The sequence below is a fragment of the Ensifer sp. 38_S197 genome (genome assembly GCF_056924495.1).
The window spans coordinates 462,742-480,330 of the sequence record NZ_JBXOVZ010000001.1; the positions used below are offsets into that span (position 1 = coordinate 462,742).

At 62.7% G+C, this 17,589-nt stretch carries 14 protein-coding genes and 1 pseudogene; 3 read left to right on the top strand and 12 right to left on the bottom strand.

The window, feature by feature from the left end; all coding sequences use genetic code 11:
* Positions 1-36: 36 nt before the first annotated feature.
* The 4 genes from AC1Z3V_RS02020 to speB are packed head-to-tail and all read right to left on the bottom strand — an operon-like array spanning position 37 to position 3,416.
* The gene (locus AC1Z3V_RS02020) at positions 37-927 is read right to left on the bottom strand and encodes a polysaccharide deacetylase family protein (protein WP_483496924.1); all 891 of its coding nucleotides are present in this window, start codon (positions 925-927) and stop codon (positions 37-39) included.
* The gene (locus AC1Z3V_RS02025) at positions 924-1,661 is read right to left on the bottom strand and encodes an SDR family NAD(P)-dependent oxidoreductase (RefSeq protein WP_483496925.1); all 738 of its coding nucleotides are present in this window, start codon (positions 1,659-1,661) and stop codon (positions 924-926) included. The genes AC1Z3V_RS02020 and AC1Z3V_RS02025 overlap by 4 nt, the downstream gene beginning before the upstream one ends.
* Positions 1,658-2,440 (bottom strand): SDR family NAD(P)-dependent oxidoreductase, encoded by a 783-nt coding sequence (locus AC1Z3V_RS02030; protein WP_483496926.1) that lies wholly within the window; start codon positions 2,438-2,440, stop codon positions 1,658-1,660. The genes AC1Z3V_RS02025 and AC1Z3V_RS02030 overlap by 4 nt, the downstream gene beginning before the upstream one ends.
* A gap of 4 nt (positions 2,441-2,444) precedes the next feature.
* The gene (speB, locus tag AC1Z3V_RS02035; protein WP_483496928.1) at positions 2,445-3,416 is read right to left on the bottom strand and encodes an agmatinase; all 972 of its coding nucleotides are present in this window, start codon (positions 3,414-3,416) and stop codon (positions 2,445-2,447) included.
* A gap of 90 nt (positions 3,417-3,506) precedes the next feature.
* On the opposite strand from speB, the gene AC1Z3V_RS02040 reads away from it, so the two are divergent.
* Positions 3,507-4,439: a LysR family transcriptional regulator gene (locus tag AC1Z3V_RS02040; protein ID WP_483496930.1), complete on the top strand. Its 933-nt coding sequence runs from the start codon at positions 3,507-3,509 to the stop codon at positions 4,437-4,439.
* 26 nt (positions 4,440-4,465) lie between these two features.
* Positions 4,466-4,654: pseudogene (locus AC1Z3V_RS02045) on the top strand (helix-turn-helix domain-containing protein); the annotation flags it as partial.
* Positions 4,655-4,723: 69 nt separating this feature from the next.
* Here AC1Z3V_RS02045 and AC1Z3V_RS02050 read toward each other — a convergent pair.
* The 8 genes from AC1Z3V_RS02050 to AC1Z3V_RS02085 form a co-directional block, all read right to left on the bottom strand.
* Positions 4,724-6,733: a putative 2-aminoethylphosphonate ABC transporter permease subunit gene (locus AC1Z3V_RS02050; protein ID WP_483499516.1), complete on the bottom strand. Its 2,010-nt coding sequence runs from the start codon at positions 6,731-6,733 to the stop codon at positions 4,724-4,726.
* An 8-nt stretch (positions 6,734-6,741) separates the two neighbouring features.
* On the bottom strand, positions 6,742-7,911 hold the full coding sequence (locus AC1Z3V_RS02055; protein WP_483496932.1) for a putative 2-aminoethylphosphonate ABC transporter ATP-binding protein: 1,170 nt from the start codon (positions 7,909-7,911) through the stop codon (positions 6,742-6,744).
* Between the two features lie 80 nt (positions 7,912-7,991).
* Complete coding sequence (locus AC1Z3V_RS02060) at positions 7,992-9,014, bottom strand: putative 2-aminoethylphosphonate ABC transporter substrate-binding protein (protein ID WP_483496933.1); 1,023 nt, start codon at positions 9,012-9,014, stop codon at positions 7,992-7,994.
* A gap of 254 nt (positions 9,015-9,268) precedes the next feature.
* Entirely contained in the window at positions 9,269-10,327 is a 1,059-nt protein-coding gene (locus AC1Z3V_RS02065) for an IS110 family RNA-guided transposase (RefSeq protein ID WP_483496593.1), read from the bottom strand.
* A 400-nt stretch (positions 10,328-10,727) separates the two neighbouring features.
* Positions 10,728-12,182, bottom strand: a complete 1,455-nt coding sequence (gene phnY / locus AC1Z3V_RS02070) for a phosphonoacetaldehyde dehydrogenase (RefSeq protein WP_483496935.1) — start codon at positions 12,180-12,182, stop codon at positions 10,728-10,730.
* 10 nt (positions 12,183-12,192) lie between these two features.
* Positions 12,193-13,455: a phosphonoacetate hydrolase gene (gene phnA, locus AC1Z3V_RS02075; protein WP_483496936.1), complete on the bottom strand. Its 1,263-nt coding sequence runs from the start codon at positions 13,453-13,455 to the stop codon at positions 12,193-12,195.
* Positions 13,456-13,472: 17 nt separating this feature from the next.
* Positions 13,473-14,675, bottom strand: a complete 1,203-nt coding sequence (locus tag AC1Z3V_RS02080) for a 2-aminoethylphosphonate--pyruvate transaminase (protein ID WP_483496937.1) — start codon at positions 14,673-14,675, stop codon at positions 13,473-13,475.
* 102 nt (positions 14,676-14,777) lie between these two features.
* Entirely contained in the window at positions 14,778-16,430 is a 1,653-nt protein-coding gene (locus AC1Z3V_RS02085) for a Na/Pi cotransporter family protein (RefSeq protein WP_483496939.1), read from the bottom strand.
* 118 nt (positions 16,431-16,548) lie between these two features.
* On the opposite strand from AC1Z3V_RS02085, the gene AC1Z3V_RS02090 reads away from it, so the two are divergent.
* The gene (locus AC1Z3V_RS02090; protein ID WP_429810249.1) at positions 16,549-17,424 is read left to right on the top strand and encodes a LysR substrate-binding domain-containing protein; all 876 of its coding nucleotides are present in this window, start codon (positions 16,549-16,551) and stop codon (positions 17,422-17,424) included.
* Positions 17,425-17,589 lie beyond the last annotated feature (165 nt).

Consider the following 17,589-nt stretch of genomic DNA (forward strand, 5'->3'; position numbering starts at 1 on the left):
CCGCCGATCTTCGGAAGCGGACGAACCCGCTTCCGGCTACCGAACCCGCACAGGCTCGGAATAGAAGGGCAGCCGGTCGATCCTCGGCGACCAGCTCCCGTTTTCGACAACGCGCCGCACATGGGCGGCGATCTCCTCCATCGGCGCGAACCAGACGTCGCCGCGCGTGAGAACCTGTTCAAGAAAGCGGTGCACCACCTCCCAGCGGGCCAGACGCCCGGTGGCAAAAGGATGCACGACCGGCACCCAGAGAGCGCCATGGCGATAGGCGGCCTCGAACTCTTGCGCGAAAGCGGCAAAGCCCTGTTCCGGCGCCCGGATCGGCATCATGTAGTCGAGATCCATCGACTGGACGTATTGCGGCCAATCGTCGAGACCCCAGTGCGAGGGAAGTTCGACGAGGCGCCCGGCGTCACACTCGAGGAGGTAGGGAATATCGTCGCCCATCAGCGAGGCGTCATACTCAAAACCACGCGACACCAGGAGATCGGAAGAGCGATGGGAGAAATTGTAGAGCGGCGCTCGCCAGCCGCGCGGCCGCTTGCCGCTTGTTTTCAAGATCACTTCGATGCCACGATCGAGCCAGTAAGCCTCTTCGTCATCGGAAAGCTCGCGCGGGTGTTCGTGCAGGAAGCCGTGGTGAGCAAGCTCGTGACCGCCTTCGAGGATGTCCTCGATCGCTTGCGGGTATTGCTCGATGCACCAGGCAGGAACGAAGAACGTCTGTTTGATCCCAAGTTGCCGGTAGCTCTCGACGATGCGCGGGATCGCTACCTTCGGCCCGTATTGCAGCATCGAGATCGCCGAGACGCGGCTATGGCCATCCTCGGGATGGGCGATATGGATGAGGCTGTCGGCATCCATGTCAAAGGTGATAGAGGCGGCGCACTTGGCGCCATTCGGCCAGGGGATGGGATTGCGGATCATGGCATGATGCTCCCGCCGTTGCTGCCGATCCCCTGACCGGTGAAGTAGCGTCCTCCGGATCCGGCAAGGAACAGCGCAAGTTCACCGATCTCCTCCGGCTTGCCGAAGCGGGCAAGCGGGATCGCCAACTCCCTGGCACGCCATTCCGCGCTCATATGGGCAGCACCCAGCATCTCAGTGTCGATCGGGCCGGGGCAGATGGCGTTGACGAGGACGCGGGGCGCGAATTCCTTCGCCCAGGAACGCACCAGGCCGAGCACGCCATGCTTGGAAGCGACATAGGGCGAGAACGTCTCGCGGCCGTAGTAGGCCATGTCGGAGGCGATCATGATCAGCCGGGCGGGTGTTTCGGCCGTTCCGTTCATCAGCCGCAGCGCCATTTTGCCGACGAGGAAGCTGCCGCGCAGGTTGACGGCAATTACCCGGTCGAAATCGCCAACCGGCGTTTCGAGCAGGGGTGCCTCGTGGATAATGCCGGCGCAGTGGACGACGACATCCAGCGCACCGAAGGTCTGCCGCACCGCCTCGCCAACGGTGGCGACGGCGCCTTCGTCAGACACGTCGCAGGCGAGCGTGACCGCCTCGGCCGCCCCTGCCCGTGCGGCCGCCGCCGCGGTCTCCTCGGGTTTGCGGATGTCGGCAAGCGCGACGCGCGCGCCGGAGGCGGCGAAAGCCAGCGCACAGGCAGCGCCGATACCGCGATAAGCGCCGGTGATGAGAACACGCTGTGTCATGCCATCACCTCACCGCGGTCGAGCATCAGCGCCTGCCCCGTCATATCCTTCGCGCCGTCGGAGGCGAGGAAGAGATAGGGAGCAGCCAGATCCTCCGGCTCAAGCAGCCCCGGCAGAACCTGTGCGCCGACGATCTCGGCCAGGAGATCTTCTTCGCTGCGCCCCGTGCGCAACGACATGTTTTTCAGCGACAACATTGCCGCCTCGGTGCGCACCCAGCCCGGGCAGACGGCGTTGACGCGGATGCCCCTTCCCCCGAGCTCCTTGGCCATCACACGGGTAAAGCCGAGGTTGGCATGCTTGGAGGCGATATAGGCCGAGAACTCCGGCACCGCGACCCGGCTCCAGATCGACGCGGTGACGACAATACGACCGCCGGCGGCCATATGCGGCACCGCGTGGCGGGTGACATAGAAGGTGCCGTTGGTGTTGATATCCGTGATGCGGCGGAACGTGTCCTCGACGGCATCGCCTTCTTCGGTGAGCGGCGTGATCCGCTCCAGCCCGGCATTATTAACGAGAACGTCGATCCGCCCAAGCGGCGCAAGTGTCGCCTTCACGGCGGCGCTGTCGGTGATATCGCATTCGAGCGCCGCGATCTTGCGGCCGAAACGCGCCGACATTTCGCGGGCTGCCTCATGGATGCCGGCGCCGGAGGAGAGGATCGTCACTTCGGCCCCGGAAGCGGCAAACCCCTCGGCCACTGCGCGGCCGATGCCGCGGCTCGCGCCGGTCACCAGCACGTGTTCGCCGGAAAAATCGTAACGGATGCGCCCCATGGTCTCAGCCCCTCTTCGCGTGCATGACGCGGCCAATGAGGTTCATCAGCACCTGCGCGGCGAGGATCGACGTGGAACCGGAATGATCGTAGTCCGGCGCAACCTCGACCAGGTCGATACCGACGATCGCGCCGCGCTTGGCAAGAGCCGCAAGGATCTCCAAGACTTCGTAGTAGATGAAGCCGCCATGCGACGGCGTGCCGGTGCCGGGCGCGATCGAGGGATCGAAGCCATCGATGTCGATGGTGACATAATAGCGGGCGCCGGACGGTACACGCGCGGCAACAGCTTCCGTTCCCAATGCGCGAATCTGACGCACCGAGAGGATGTCCGAGCCCATGGAGCGGGCATCCTCATACCCCTCCTTGGCAGTCGAGGAGACGTTGCGGATGCCGAGCTGCGAAAGCCCGCTGACATAGGATTTTTCCGCCGCCCGGCGCATGGGGTTGCCGTGGCCGTAGCGAACCCCATGGCGCTCGTCGACGAAATCGAGATGCGCGTCGATCTGCACGATGTGTATCGGACCGTTCCGGGCGCAGTCCTCATCGAACGCATTGATGCAAGGAATGTTGACGGAATGGTCGCCGCCCAGCACCACCGGCAACGCGCCCGCGGCCAGGATCTTGCGCACGCCGAACTCGATATTGGCGTGGCTCTTCATCGTGTCGGTGTGCACGATGTCGGCGTCGCCGATATCGACGATCGAAACCTTGTCGCTTGGCAGGTAGGTGACGTCGTCTTCGTGGTCATAGGCGCCACCGTGGCCAAAGGAAAACAGCGTCGACGCCTCACGAATGGCGCGCGGTCCGAAACGGGTGCCAGCACGCCATTGCGTGCCGCAGTCGAACGGCGCACCCAGGATCGCGACGTCGGCGTTTATCGCGTCCCAATCCGGCTGATAGGGATATTTGCCGAAGGTGCAGATGCCGACGAAGGGCAGGTTCAGTCGTCCGGAATCGTAGGAATTGCTCGCCATGTGTCTCCTCCACAGGTGAAGGAGTGTGCGGAAGGACGATACCTTTAAAAATATCTATGATTGGATGTTTAGTTGTGACTTAATCAATGCATGATCAACAAGGTTCGTCACCGCGTTCTCAATCTGTCCCTCGGCGACGCGGAGCTCAGGCTGCTGCGCGTGTTTGCCTCCGTCGTCCAGTATGGCGGCTTCTCCTCCGCGCAAACCGCACTTGGAATGACGCAGGCAACGATTTCCACCCACATGCGCCATCTCGAGGACCGCCTGGGCTTGCGGCTCTGCAGCCGCGGACGCAGCGGCTTCCTGCTGACAGACGAGGGGCGCCTCGTCTATGAGGCGACGCTGGAACTTTTCGGATCGCTGGAGAAGTTCCAAAGCCGGGTCGGCGAGGCGCAAGGCGAGCTGACCGGCAGCCTTGCCTTCGGCACAGTGGATGCGATGATCACCAACAGGGATCTCGATCTTCAGGGCGCCCTTGCCGCCTTCCATCGGCAGGCGCCGCGTGTGCATCTCGAAATCGACGTCGCCGCGCCGCAACTCTTGCAGCAGGGACTGCTGAGTGGCGGCTATCAAATCGTGCTGATGCCATCGGTCGGCAGCGTGACGCCGCATTTCCGTACCCAACCGGTCTTTTCCGAGGTTCAGAAGCTCTATTGCGCGCAAGGCCACCCGCTCTTCGGCGTGGCGGATGCGCAAATCACGACGGGGCTGCTGGAAGCACAGTCCTTCGCTGGCCGTACCTATATGCTGAACGAGACGATTTGCGGCGTGAACTTCCGCTGGGCGGCAGCCACGCCGCATATGGAGGGAACGCTGCTGCTTCTCCTCTCCGGCGCCTATATCGGATTCCTGCCCGATCATTATGCTGAGGAATGGGTGCACAGCGGCCGCCTTCGGCTGCTGGCGCCAGAGCGTATGACCTTCGAGGATATGTTCCACATCGCTCACCCGCGCAATAAGCCGTCGCGCGCCGCCGAAACGCTGGCGCGCGCCATTGTCGAAAGTGTGCGCACCCCTCGTTGAAGGCGGCTGGAGCGTGCCCATCTCCTTTGCTCACCTCATCGCTTCCCGTCATCGAGATTGCCGTCGCCTGCGGCTTCTCCACCGCCTCGCATTTTTCCCGCACCTATCGCGAACGCTACGGCAGCACGCCGCAGCGCACGCGTAGCGCCGAGATGGAGCGGCTTCGTAAAAATCGTGAGTTGAGGATGGTGAAGGAGGAGCGCCGGGTGGCCTGAAAGGCGCTGCGTCCGTGGCGCCTTCCTTCGGGATAAGGTCTTGCAGGGGCGGGCTGCCCGCCGCGATTGTTATCGCCAAGCCTGCGTGCGGGCCAGCAGACTGCGGGCGATCAGCGCGTGAGCGAGCTTGGCAATAACATTCGTGTAGAAGATCATCATGCCCATGGCGGCGGCCGGGGCGATGTCGCCCGCATCGTCCATGTTCAGCACCGCAACCGAGGCAAGCTTGGTGTCCGTCGCATAGAGAAAGACCACCGCCGAGACCGTCGTCATCGCATTGACGAAGAGATAGATCGCAATGTTGAGGATTGCCGGAAGGCAGACCGGCACGGTCACGCGGAAGAACAGCCGATGGAACGGCTGCTTGAGGGAGGCGGCGACGGATTCGAATTCGGGGTCCATCTGCTTCAGCGCCGTCAATGCGGTCAAATGCGCGACGGTATAGAAATGCGTCACCGTCGACACGACGAGGATCGTCATCGTGCCGTAGATCGGGTGCAGCGGATTGGCCGGGTTGTTGAAGAAGAAGATGTAGGCAAGGCCGAGCACCATGCCGGGCACCGCCATCGGCATCATTGCCAGAAAATGAAAGAGGCCACGGCCGACGCGGAAGCCATCCGCCTTCTCGACCATATAGGCGCCGGCAAAGACGACGACCGAGCCGAAAAGCGCCGTCAACAGCGCGAGCCGGATCGAGTTGCCATAGGCTGCCCAGCCACCGCCGTCCATCAGGTCGAAGGCAAAGTTCTTGGTCGTCAGCGTCAGGTCATAGGGCCAGAACTTCACGATCGCCGCGATCTGGCACATGGCGATCATGCCGAGAATGAACAGGCTGACGAGGCAGGCGAAGGCGAAGCAGAGCCCATCCATACGCATGTTGGGCTTCGGCGAATAGGGTACCGCGCGCGCCGAGAGAAGCGCCACCTGCCGCTTCTGCATATGCCGATCGACGGCAAAGGCAAGCACGGCCGGCACGAGCAGGATGACGGAAACGACCGCGCCCATCTCGAAATTCTGCTGGCCGATCACCTGCTTGTAGATATCGACCGCAAGCATGCCGTATTGGCCGCCGATCACCTTGGGCAGGCCGAAATCCGTGATAACCAGCGTAAAGACGACAAAGGCCGCCGACACGATGCCATAGCGCGCGCCGGGCACGGTGACGGTGGTGAAGGTGCGCCACTTGCTGGCTTTGAGGGAAGCGGCCGCCTCGTAGTGCCGGGCATCGGCGACGGAAAGCGCCGTCAGGATGATCAGGAAGGCGTGCGGCAGGGTGAAGAAGATCGAGCCTATGACGATGCCGATCGGCCCGTAGATCGAATAGCCGAGCAGCCAATCCCTGAAGATGCCCTGATTGCCGAAGAGATAGACCAGCGCTATGCCCGGCAGCAGCGATGGCACCAGGATCGGGATCGTCAGGATGCCGCGAAACAGGCCCTTCAGCGGCATGCAGCTACGCGTCAGCCCATAGGCGAGCGCAAAAGCGATCGAGACCGTGAACACGGTGCTGATCGCTGCCATTAGCACCGAATTGTAGATCGACTGGGCGAGGGTCGGCGTCGAGAAATAGGTCGCGAAGTTCTCGAAGCCGAGGCTGCGCATGGGCCGCAGCACAACGCGCCGGAACGTGCCGGAATCGTATTCGCGCCATTCCGTCCCCTTTTCCAGGGTGGAGCCGACGAGGAAGGCCGCATCATCCGTGGTGCCGCGAATGCGGTAGCGAACGGGACTGCGGAACTTGAACTCCGGAAAGAACTTCGTGGCGGCGAGCCGCCCGTCGGAACTGCTGGAAAGCTCGCTGTCCGCCACTGCTTCGAGCGTCCGGTTGAGGTCCGCGGCACTGACGACCGGCCCCCAGTTCACGCCCGTCTCGTCGCTCACCTGGAACTCGAACGCCGCAAGGTTGAACCGGTGGGTGGACAGCGACTTCGACAGCATGACGAAGAGCGGCGCACCGAGCGCCACGATCAGGTAAAGCCCGATGACCGCCATGAAGCCGAGCTTGACGCGGTCATCGCCGGAGGCCTCCTGCCGGAGCCGCTTGCCGGTAACGGGAAGATGAGGGGCTTCGAGGACCATGTTCATCGTCAGGCACCCCTCGGATAGAGCAGCAGGCGTTCGCGCGGGATCTCCACCTGGATGGCGCCGCCCGTTTCGATCCTGAGGCGCCTGACGGCATTGACGGAAAAATCGGCGACGAGCGTGCGCTCGCCGAGGCGCGGCGCCGTCAGGCGCGTGCGCCAGAACATGCCGAGAAATTCCATTTCCCGCACCTCCGCATCGATCAGGTTCTGCGGCGTTGCCGGCCGGTCGCTGGCGTTGGCGGCATGTGCATCGGCACCATGCGGGATAATGTCGACGGGACGCACGACGGCGGTCGCCGCATGACCAGCCGAAAAATCCTCGGTCGAACAGCAGAAGGCCGAATGGCCGATCTCGACCTCACCGTCGCTTAGCACGCGCGCGGGAAACTGATTGGTCTCGCCGATGAAGTCGGCGACGAACAGCGTTTCGGGATGGCGATAGATTTCGGTGGGCGAGCCCACCTGTTCGATGACGCCGTGGTTCATGACGACGATCCGGTCCGCCATGGCGAGCGCCTCCTCCTGGTCGTGCGTGACCATGATGGTCGTCACGCCGAGTTTGCGCTGCAGCGCCTTGATCTCGTGACGAAGGTGAACGCGGACCTTGGCGTCGAGCGCGGAGAGCGGCTCGTCGAGCAGCAGCAGCCCGGGCGAGATGGCGATCGCGCGGGCAAGCGCGATGCGTTGCTGCTGGCCACCGGAAAGTTGCGCCGGATACTTCTTGCCGTGGGCCGAAAGGCCGACCGTTTCCAGCAGTTCAGCGACACGGGCCGCCACCCCCGCCTTCGATCGACCGGTGTTTTCCAGGCCAAAGGCGATGTTCTGTTCGATCGTCAGGTTCGGGAAGAGCGCGTAGGACTGGAAGACGATGCCGTAGTCCCGGCTGGAGGCCGGCAGGGTCGAGATATTGCGCCCGTCCTGCAGGATGGTGCCCTGTGTCTGCAGATCGAGGCCGGCAATTGCCCTCAACAACGTCGTCTTGCCGCAGCCGGACGGGCCGAGGAAACAGATGAATTCGCCCCTCGCTATGCTGAGCGATATGTCGCGCAGCGCAACGAAATCGCCATAGGTCTTCCACAGATCCGAGATCTGCAGATAGGGGGCCGGAGCCGCATCATCGGCAGGGCGCTGACGGCTGGTGGACATCGGTTCGATCGACAAGGCATGCCTCATCTGCAAGCTCCGCTGCTTGAGGGACTTCGGGAGAATGCGGGTGGGCGCAGCGCCAAGGCGCTACGCCCGGCCGATCAGGCTCAGCTCTTCGGTTCCGACTTGGCGTCGTAACGCTTCTGCCATTCCTTCAGGATCGCCCCGCGATGGTTGGCGGCCCATTCGAAGTCGTTGTCGATCATCTTCGATGCGATGTCGGACGGCAGGTGCTCGACCTGCTTGGCGACACCCGGATAGGCAACAACGGCGTAGCCGGCGTTGTACATCTCGTTGGCTTCCTTGGTGACCGACCAGTCGACGAGGGTCTTGGCGGCTTCGAGATTTGCCGTACCGGCGATGATCGCCGTCGCCTCAGCCTCCCAGCCCGAACCTTCCGAGGGGAAGATGATGTCGATCGGCGCGCCGGCGCTCTTGGCTTTGGCGCCCGGGAACTCGAAGGAAACACCGATCACCGCTTCGCCGGCGCCGGCCATCTTGCAAGGCTTGGAGCCGGAATGGGTATAGGCAGAAATGTTCTCATGGAGCTTGTCCATGAAGCCCCAGGCCTTCTCCTCGCCCCACATCTGCATCCAGCCCGAGACGTCGAGGAAACCGGTGCCAGACGACGCCGGATTCGGCATCACGATGTGGCCCTTGTATTCCGGCTTTGTCAGGTCGTCCCAGCTCGTGGGCGCCTTGAGGCCGAGCTTTTCGCCCTCGACCGTGTTGTAGCAGAATGCTGCGACATAGGCGTCCATGCCGACCCAGCTCGGCGGCGTGTCCTTGTCGACGAATTTCTTGTCGAGTGCCTCAGCCCCCTTGGGTTGGTAAGGTTCCAGCATGCCTTCCGTTTTCAGGAGCAGCAGCGATGTGGCAGCTAGACCCCAGACGACATCGGCCTGCGGATTGTCCTTTTCCGCCAGCAGTTTGGCCGTCATGACGCCGGTGGAATCGCGCACCCAGTTGATCTTGATGTCCGGATGGGCCTTCTCGAAGGTCGCCTTGTAACGGTCGAGGTCTACGGCTTCGATCGCCGTGTAGACGGTCAGTTGGGTTTCAGCGGCAGCGATGGCAGGAAGCACGGCGGAAGTGGCGCCGGCAAGCATAAGGAGGATGTGTCTGTTCATGATTGAAGTTCTCCTCTGAAGTCCTTCTGTAATTGGTCAACGGTTTCTCCGTTCCTGTGTACTCGTCGTCTGCGGGTTTCACGCTTCTGTTCGGGGTCGGCGCGATGGACGCCCCACTCTGGGCGGTTCGAATGGTGAGATTGAATGCTGCAAGCTCGAAAGCGTGATCGGCAATGTCACGAGGACTCCAACGCAGTCATTCAGGCCCACACGCTCTCCGCATTCTCACGACGAGACGTGATGGACGATCTCGGTCAGGCGTTCATGGTGATCGGCCTTTCCATCGAGAATTCGGTTCCGTCGCACCACATGCGATGCAGCACCACGGCAAGCCGGCGTGCCAACGCGACCTTTGCCTTTCGGGCTCCGCGGCGACGGGCGATGGCGAGCGCCCAGGACTTCAGCCAGTTGTCCGCCCTGCAGCGGGTCATCATGACATTGGCCGCCTCGTAGAGCATCGCCCGCACCATCGCGTCACCGCATTTGGTGATGCGTCCGAGTTGCTCCGTTTCACCGGAAGCATGCACGCGCGGCGTCAAGCCGAAGACGGCAGCAACCAGCCGCGACCTATCGAAGCGCCAAGGAGCGTCGATCCCGGTGCGGAAGGTGAGCGCCGTCACCGGTCCGACCCCCGGCACAGTCATCAACAGACGGCAAACCGCGTCCTTCTTCACAATGTCGAGCACCATCTTGTCGATCCTCGCCAGGGTGCGCAGGCCATCTTCATAGGCGACAAGCAGCGGCTCGGTCATCGCCAGCAGGACGGCATCGTCAACGGCCTCACGAACCCGGCGTGCATAGAGCGTGTTCTTGCCGCCGCCGGTTCGGATACCGAACGCCTTCAGCGTGCCGCGCACGGTGTTGATGAGATCCCTGTTGCGGCGGACCATCGATTGCCGATGCCGGAGCAGCAGCCGGATACGCTGGCTATAATCAGTCTTCACATGCGTCGCCTTGAACAAGCCGGTCCGCATGGCTTGGGCGATCAAGCGGGCGTCACGGCGATCCGTCTTGACCGGCGAGGCTTTGGCGAACGCCTTCATCTGGCGAACCTCGATGCAGAACACGGGCAGGCCATGGTCCACCAGGCCACTGTAGAGCCACGGCGCCAATGGCCCGGCTTCGAGCCCAACACGCTGGATTGGCCCGGCCAGTTCGGCAAGGCAGGCGCTGATGTCATCAGGGTGGCTGACAACGCTACGCTCCATGACGACCCGGCCATCTTCATCCAAAACGCAAACGGCCGTCTGTTCCAACGACACGTCCAATCCGACAGAGTAATGCACGGCGGCTTCTCCTTTCGCCTCTCTCATCAGTGAGCGATCCTATCGCTCAACAAGGAGCTCCGTCGCCTCGCAAAGCCAGATTATCCCAGCTGGAAAAACCGGGGAAGCGCGGCGGGCAATCTTGATGCTGCCCCTGTTGTGATCGGCTTCGGGAAATATTCTGCGCAGCGGCTTCCGGTAAGTAAAATTTATTATTCTTATCGTTCAGTAGATAAAAACTATGGATTCTTTGCCGCAAAACCAGGCATATCGACAGGCAAACGGGCAGATCTTCGGCAACCTTCAATAGAACCTGGGAAAGACTGCAAATTCCTGAGGCAGATCTACGATTGCCCGGAACAGGCTGCCGAGCTACCCGACGGCACAACAAAAAAGGGAGCCGCCACGGCAGCTCCCAGAAGGGTGATTGCGCGGGGAAACGCTCAGATCACCATGGCAGGGAGAAGGTCTTGACGTTGGTAAAGCTCTTCATCGCCTCGATGACGCCTTCCTTGTAGCCGTTGCCCGAATCCTTGATGCCGCCGAAGGGGCTCATCTCGATGCGATAACCCGGCACTTCCCATATGTTGACCGTGCCGACCTTCAGCCCGGCGATGTATTTCTGCATGCGCCGGAAGCCGTTGGTGCAGACGCCTGAGGAAAGACCGAAGGCCGTCGAATTCGATAGCGCGATCAGCGCGTCGTCGTCATCGGGCGCGCGCACGATCGGGATAATCGGCGCGAAGGTTTCTTCCATTACCAGTTCGCTCGAGTGCGCGACCCGGTCGACCACGATCGGCGGCAGCAGGGCGCCCTGCCGACCGGGGTTATAGAGGATCTCCGCTCCCTCTTCCGCCGCCTGGTGCACGCGCCGCTCGAAGATCTCCGCCGCGCGCGCATGCACGACCGTGCCGAGCTCGGTCGCACGGTCCATCGGATCGCCGAACTTGAGCTTCCTCGCCCGCTCCAGCACCAGCGGCACGAAGCGGTCCGCAACGCTCTCCTGGCAGAGAATGCGCTTCACCGCCGTGCAACGCTGGCCGGAGTTCTTCGTCGCGCCGGCGACGGCGAGATCCGCTGCTTTGGCGAGATCGGCGTCCGACAGATCGTTGAGGATGATCAGCGGGTCGTTGCCGCCGAGTTCCAGCACCTGACGCTTGTAATGCGCGTGCGCCGCGATCAGCTTTCCGACCGGCACGCTGCCGGTAAAGGTGATCAGGTCGAAGTTCGGGTTGGTGATCATCTCCATGCCGATATCGGCAGGCCAGCCAGTCACGACAGAGAGCATCTCCGGCGGCAGGCCGGCTTCATAGAGAATGTCGGCGAAGACAAGCGCCGTCATCGGTGTCAGTTCGGTCGGTTTCAACACCACGCAATTGTTTGTCGCAACCGCCGGCGCCACCTTGTGTGCCACCATGTTGAGCGGGTGATTGAAGGGTGTGATCGCCGAAATGGCGGTCAGCGGTTCGCGGGTGGTGAAGATCTTGCGCGCCTTGCCGTGCGGGGTGAGGTCGCAGGAGAAGATTTCGCCGTCGTCATGGATGCACATCTGTCCGGACAGCGTCAGCACGTCGAAGGCACGGCCGACCTCGTAAAGCGAATCCTGCTTCGAAATGCCGAGCTCCAGAGTGATCAGATCGGAGATCTCCTCCTTGCGCGCGACGAGCAGCTCCGCCGCCTTCAGCAAGATGCGCTGACGCTCGTAGCGCGTCAGCTTCGGCTGGTAGGCGGCCGCGATCTCGAAGGCCTTGCGGGCATGCTCGGCGTTGCCCGCCGGTACGGTGCCGATCACGGCATCGTTCCAGGGATAACGTACGTCGATGCGCCCCTCGGTATCGACCGCCTTGCCGGCGATCCGCATCGGCTCGTGGCGAATTGCGAATGTCGTTTCCACCTTGGTCATCGCGTCCTCCCTAATGTGCGGCTTGCGCGGCTGCGACGAGCGCGTAGTAGAAGGCGTCGAAATTGCGCAACGTGCCGGCCGCCGAAACTTCGGGCAGCTTGCGGTTGGCGATGAAGGGGACCTGCTGCTCGGTCAGGCCACCGTGCGAGCGCAGCGGCTCGTTGAGCGCAGCAAGGTCGTGACGGTGCTCGCTGGTGCCGAGCGTCTTGTTTTCGGTCGAGATCAGCACGAGATCGCCGATGCGGTCATCGGGCAGTTCGAAGCGCACGCAGGCTTCCGGACGGGAGAGCACGATGTCGATGCCGTCGATCGCCTGCAGGCGCTCGATGATCTCCTCCTTGTCCGTCCCTTCAGGCAGATAGGCGGTCGCAAAGGAGCCGAGCGCCCCGTGATGGACGACATAGGGGTCAGTGATCGGCAGGATCACGCGCGCTGCGTCCTTGCCGAGCCATTCGTCGAGTAGGTCCTGAACGTAGACGACATCCGGCGAACCATCGGCCTTGTGCTTCGGCTTCATGCCGTGGTCGGCGGTGACGATGATCGCCGCCCCCAGCGCGTCGAGTTCAGTCAGGTACTTGTCGAACATCTCATAGAAGGCGTTCGCTTCGGGTACGCCAGGAGCATATTTGTGCTGCACGTAGTCGGTCGTCGTCAGGTACATGACATCCGGGCGGAACTCCTTCAGCAGCTTGACGCCAGCGGCGAAGACGAACTCGGAAAGATCCGCCGAATAGACTTCCGGCACCGGCCGACCGAGCCAGGCCGAAGCATTGTCGAGGCCGTTTTCCGCCCTGATCGTCTTATCGGATTTTTCCGACGAGAAGCAGATCGCCCTGCCCTCGTCGAACTTGAGGCCATGGCCGAGAAGCGCCCGCAGCTTGTCCTTCGCCGTCACGACCGCGACTTTTGCACCGGCATCGTAGAACGCCTTGAAGATGGTCGGCGCGCGCAGGAAGCGCGGGTCGTTCATCATCACTTCCTTACCGGTCTGCGGTTCGAAGAGATAGTTGCCGCAGATGCCGTGGATTGCCGGCGGCCGGCCGGTGGCGATGGACAGGTTGTTGGGGTTGGTGAAGCTCGGGATGACGCTGAGCGCGGTGCGCTCCGTTCCGGTCTTGCGGATGCGCTCGAGCGTTGGCATCAGCCCGGCCTTGATGGCTTCGTCGAGATAGGCCGGTTCGCAGCCGTCGAGGCAGATGGCGATGGCCGGAACGTTCGGCCAGGGATAGGTGCGGCGGTTGGCGGTGACAGTGATCTTGGACATCTGGTTCATGGGAGTTTCCTCTGTGTTCAGGCAGCGAGGCGGCGGCGTTCCTCAAGGGCAACGGCCGGCGGGGCGGCGCTGTCGACGCCCATTTCGATCAGGGATTCGCGGGCAGCCGCGACCACGCGGCGCATGACATGCTCGTCCATGCGGCCGATGCAGCCGACACGGAAGCTGTCGACGACGGTCAACTTGCCCGGATAGATGATGAAACCCTTCTCCTTCATCAGGTCGTAGAAGCGATCGAAGGCGAAGGCCGGATGGGCCGGGCTGAAGAAGGTGACGATGATCGGCGACAGCCACTGGTCGGCAAGCAGCGTCTCGAACCCGGCCTCACGCATGCCGGCGACCATGACGTCGCGGTTGCGGGCATAGCGCGCCCCGCGACCCGTCACCCCACCCTCCTCACGGTGCAGCCGCAAGGCTTCCAGGAAAGCCGCGACCACATGGGTCGGCGGCGTGAAGCGCCACTGGCCGGTCTTGTTCATGTATTCCCATTGGGCATGCACATCGAGGCTCAGCGAATGGCTGCGACCCTTGGCGGCCTCCAGCTCGCTCTTGCGGGCGATGACGAAGCCGAAGCCGGGCACGCCCTCGATGCATTTATTGGCGGAGGAAACGATCGCCTCGTAGCGGAAATCGTTGACACCGGCCGGCACGGCGCCGAAAGCGCTCATGGAATCGACGAGCAGCTTGCGGCCGCGGGAGTAGACGGCGTCGGAGATCTCCTTCAGGGGATTGAGGATGCCCGAGCTGGTTTCGCAATGGACGACGACGACATGGGTGATCGCCGGATCGGCATCGAGCGCCGCGGCGACTTCGGGACCGCGGGGCGGCATGTAGTCGCCCTTGTCGATCGTCACGTGATCGCGACCGAGATAGGAAAGCGTCTGGGCGATGCGCTTGCCATAGGCGCCGTTCATCAGCACCAGCACCTTGCCGTCCTTCGGAACGAAACTGCCGAGCATTGCCTCGACCGAGAACGAGCCGCTGCCCTGCATCGGCACGCAGTCGAACTCGCGCTCAGTATCGCCGGCAATCTCAAGCAACTCGCCGCGAAGTCTGGCAGTCATCGCGCGGAAATCGCCGTCCCAGGACCCCCAATCCTTCAGCATCGCTTCCTTGACTTCATAGGCCGTGGTCAGCGGGCCGGGCGTCAGGAGATAGGGTTCGCCGAGCCTCGGCTTTTCCAGGGGCGCGATGGTTCTGTCAGAAGCGGTGTTTGGCATGGTCCGTCCTCGCAGTTGGCGTGTTCGAGAAAGACAATGCGGCGGAAACATATATCTGTAAAATCGTTCTTTTGTATCAATCTATAGATCAAGCTTATATATTTAGGCTGCGGGAACCAGACGGCTTTCGAGCAGGTCTCCGCTTTCGCGCAGACGCGGATAGGCCATGGTCGTGACCAGTGAATTGACCTCCTTCAGCGCCCGCACGATCTCCAGATGCATGTCGCTCGACAGGATACTCGCCGCCACGCCCTGGCGAAGCCGCTCCAGATGGCTCTTGCTGCTCTCCTCGACCAGGCGGCGGACATGTTCCTTTTGCCGGACCATCTCGCGGGCGATCACCGGGTCGGGCGAGACGAGAAGATTAGCCGCGAGCCTGACATTGGAAGATACGGCCGTGTGCAGCAGGGTGAGCTCGCGCCACCCCGCCTGCGAGAAGGTGCCCGCGCCCTCCAGCCGCTCCTCTGCCATTTGCAGAAGGTTCTTCGCGACGACATCGCCAGCATATTCGAGATGGATCGCCGCTTCGGTGAGCTCGATGCCGCGCCGGGATTGGTCTTCGGTGAGCACACCGCGGTTGACGGCGGCGATGTAGAGCTTGATCTCGCTATGCGCCCGGTGGATGTCGGCGTCGATGCCGCGCAGCGTCTTGACCGCCTCCGGCGTCGGCGATTGAATGACCGTCATGACCGGCTCAAGCATTCGCGCAATGAGATTGCCCATGTGCAGCACTTCCCGCGCCGCGGCCGCAAGCGCCTGCGCCGGTTTGTCGATCAGCGTGGGGTCAAGCGCGCTGACATGGACAGAGTGGTCGCCAGCACCGGCGGCGTCCGGCATGAGCAACTGAACGAGCCGCGCCATCGGGGCGCAGGAAACCACCCCGACGAGAACGAGGGCGGCGTTGAAGAGCACATGCAAATTGACGAGTTGGCCGGCGGCCGTCTCCCCCGGAAGCCAGGCGAAAGGGACATGCAACGAAAATAGGCCGAAGATCGTTGCGCCGAACAGGGCGCGAAAGAGGAGGTTGCCGAGCGGCAGGCGACGGCCCTCGACCGGCAGACCGCGCGTCAGCCACAGCGCGATCAACCCGCCGCCAATGTTGACGCCCAAAACCAAGGGAATGCCGACCTCGATGGGCACTATGCCTTTCGCGGCAAAGGTCAGGATCAGTAGGATCGCCGCCACGCTGGAATGCAGTGCCCAGGTAAAAAGCGCCGCAAGGATCATCACCGTCAGCGCGTCCCTGCCGATGAAGGCGACGATCGACGGCAGCAGTGGGCTCTGCGTAAGCGGCTGTGTCGCATGGCCGATCATCTGCAGCGACAGGAGCAGGAGGCCGATGCCGAGCACGGCGCGTCCGCCTTCAACAGCCTTGCGCGCCGAAGCCTTCAGATGCATGAGCCCGCCCACCGCAATCAGGAGCGGCGCCAGCCAATGGAGATCGAAGGACAGGATCTTGACGACGAGTGCCGAACCGAGATCGGCGCCAAGCAGCACCGCCAGGCCGGTATCAAGGGCCAACGCGCCGCTGACGGCAAAGCCGGCGGCAAGCATCGCGACGGCCGTCGAGCTCTGCAAGGCAATGGCAACCGCACAGCCACAGGCGGCGGCGCGCGGCCGCCCACCAGCGCCGCCGACGGTGCGCGCGACGATGTCGCCCGCCGCCGCTTCAACGCCTTTCTTCACGAGACTGACGGCATAGAGCAGCAGGACGGTTGCGGCGGCGAGTTCGAGGGCGACAGCCGGCAGGTTCATGGGCGTGTTCCGGGAAGAGAAGCAATCCGAAAACTATCCTTTGCGACTTTACATAAATCAAATCGTTCGTTCTAATAAATCCATAGGTCAAATCTATCCTGAAGAGGCGTCCGCACGCATGCGCTATGTACAGCTTCGCGCCTTCCACAATGTGGCAATCCATGGCGGCTTCTCGCGCGCTGCGGAAGCGCTGTTCCTCACCCAACCCGCCGTTTCGGACCAGGTACGCAAGCTCGAGGAAGAGTATGACGTCCTGCTCTTCAACCGAAACAAGAAGCAGGTGACGCTGACCCAGGCCGGCCAGCACCTCCTGGAAGTCACGCGCCGCATGTTCGACGTCGAGCAGCAGGCGCTGGACCTTCTTTCGGAATCGCGGGCGCTCAGGGCCGGCAAGCTTCGCATCGTCGCCGATGCCGCCCACCACCTGCTGCATATCCTTGCCGCCTTCCGGCGCACCTACCCGACGGTGCAGGTCTCGATCGATTCCGGCAATACCGAGACGGTTATCACCAGCCTGCACGCCTATGAGGCGGATATCGGCGTTCTCGGCGAAATCCCGCAATCGAGCGACTTCGACATCCTGAAACTCAACTCCACGCCAATCATAGCCTTTGCCAGCTTCAACTACCCGCTGGACAACCGGAAAAAGATCACCTTCGCCGAGCTCGTGAAGCACCCGCTCGTCATGCGCGAGCAAGGCTCGAAAACCCGGCAAAAGCTGGAGGCCATGTCGGCACGATGCGGCGTGCAGCTCACGCCGCTGATCGAGGCCGAAGGCCGCGAGGCCGTGCGCGAGATCGTGGCGGCCGGCGGCGGCGTCGGTTTCGTCTCCTCCGCCGAGTTTGGCCAGGACGCCCGCCTCGTTCCCATCGAGATCGACGCGCCCGAGATGCTGATGGACGAAGCGCTGATCTGCCTGCGCGAGCGCAGCAACGGCAAGCTCGTCAGCGCCTTCTTCGACATTGCGCGCAAACTTGCAAACGCGCCCGCGTGAGCCGCCAGGGGATCATGACCCGACGACATCCGGCGGATGGCTGAACCCTCGCCTGGGTTTGGAGTATGCTCTCAGGCACTATAGCGCCGCGCTTCTTGTCGCACGCAAAGGTGTCGCTGTAGCGCTTTGAATTGCTGCATGCTTTGTCCCTTTGACCCGCTGCAA

Bases quoted from the DNA above. Each gene is read 5' to 3' on its own strand.
- AC1Z3V_RS02065 (WP_483496593.1), bottom strand. From the start codon at position 10,327: ATGAGAGAGGCGAAAGGAGAAGCCGCCGTGCATTACTCTGTCGGATTG.
- AC1Z3V_RS02030 (WP_483496926.1), bottom strand. From the start codon at position 2,440: ATGGGGCGCATCCGTTACGATTTTTCCGGCGAACACGTGCTGGTGACC.
- AC1Z3V_RS02080 (WP_483496937.1), bottom strand. From the start codon at position 14,675: ATGCCAAACACCGCTTCTGACAGAACCATCGCGCCCCTGGAAAAGCCG.
- phnA (WP_483496936.1), bottom strand. From the start codon at position 13,455: ATGAACCAGATGTCCAAGATCACTGTCACCGCCAACCGCCGCACCTAT.
- phnY (WP_483496935.1), bottom strand. From the start codon at position 12,182: ATGACCAAGGTGGAAACGACATTCGCAATTCGCCACGAGCCGATGCGG.
- AC1Z3V_RS02040 (WP_483496930.1), top strand. From the start codon at position 3,507: ATGATCAACAAGGTTCGTCACCGCGTTCTCAATCTGTCCCTCGGCGAC.
- AC1Z3V_RS02020 (WP_483496924.1), bottom strand. From the start codon at position 927: ATGATCCGCAATCCCATCCCCTGGCCGAATGGCGCCAAGTGCGCCGCC.
- speB (WP_483496928.1), bottom strand. From the start codon at position 3,416: ATGGCGAGCAATTCCTACGATTCCGGACGACTGAACCTGCCCTTCGTC.
- AC1Z3V_RS02050 (WP_483499516.1), bottom strand. From the start codon at position 6,733: ATGGTCCTCGAAGCCCCTCATCTTCCCGTTACCGGCAAGCGGCTCCGG.
- AC1Z3V_RS02090 (WP_429810249.1), top strand. From the start codon at position 16,549: ATGCGCTATGTACAGCTTCGCGCCTTCCACAATGTGGCAATCCATGGC.
- AC1Z3V_RS02025 (WP_483496925.1), bottom strand. From the start codon at position 1,661: ATGACACAGCGTGTTCTCATCACCGGCGCTTATCGCGGTATCGGCGCT.
- AC1Z3V_RS02055 (WP_483496932.1), bottom strand. From the start codon at position 7,911: ATGAGGCATGCCTTGTCGATCGAACCGATGTCCACCAGCCGTCAGCGC.
- AC1Z3V_RS02060 (WP_483496933.1), bottom strand. From the start codon at position 9,014: ATGAACAGACACATCCTCCTTATGCTTGCCGGCGCCACTTCCGCCGTG.
- AC1Z3V_RS02085 (WP_483496939.1), bottom strand. From the start codon at position 16,430: ATGAACCTGCCGGCTGTCGCCCTCGAACTCGCCGCCGCAACCGTCCTG.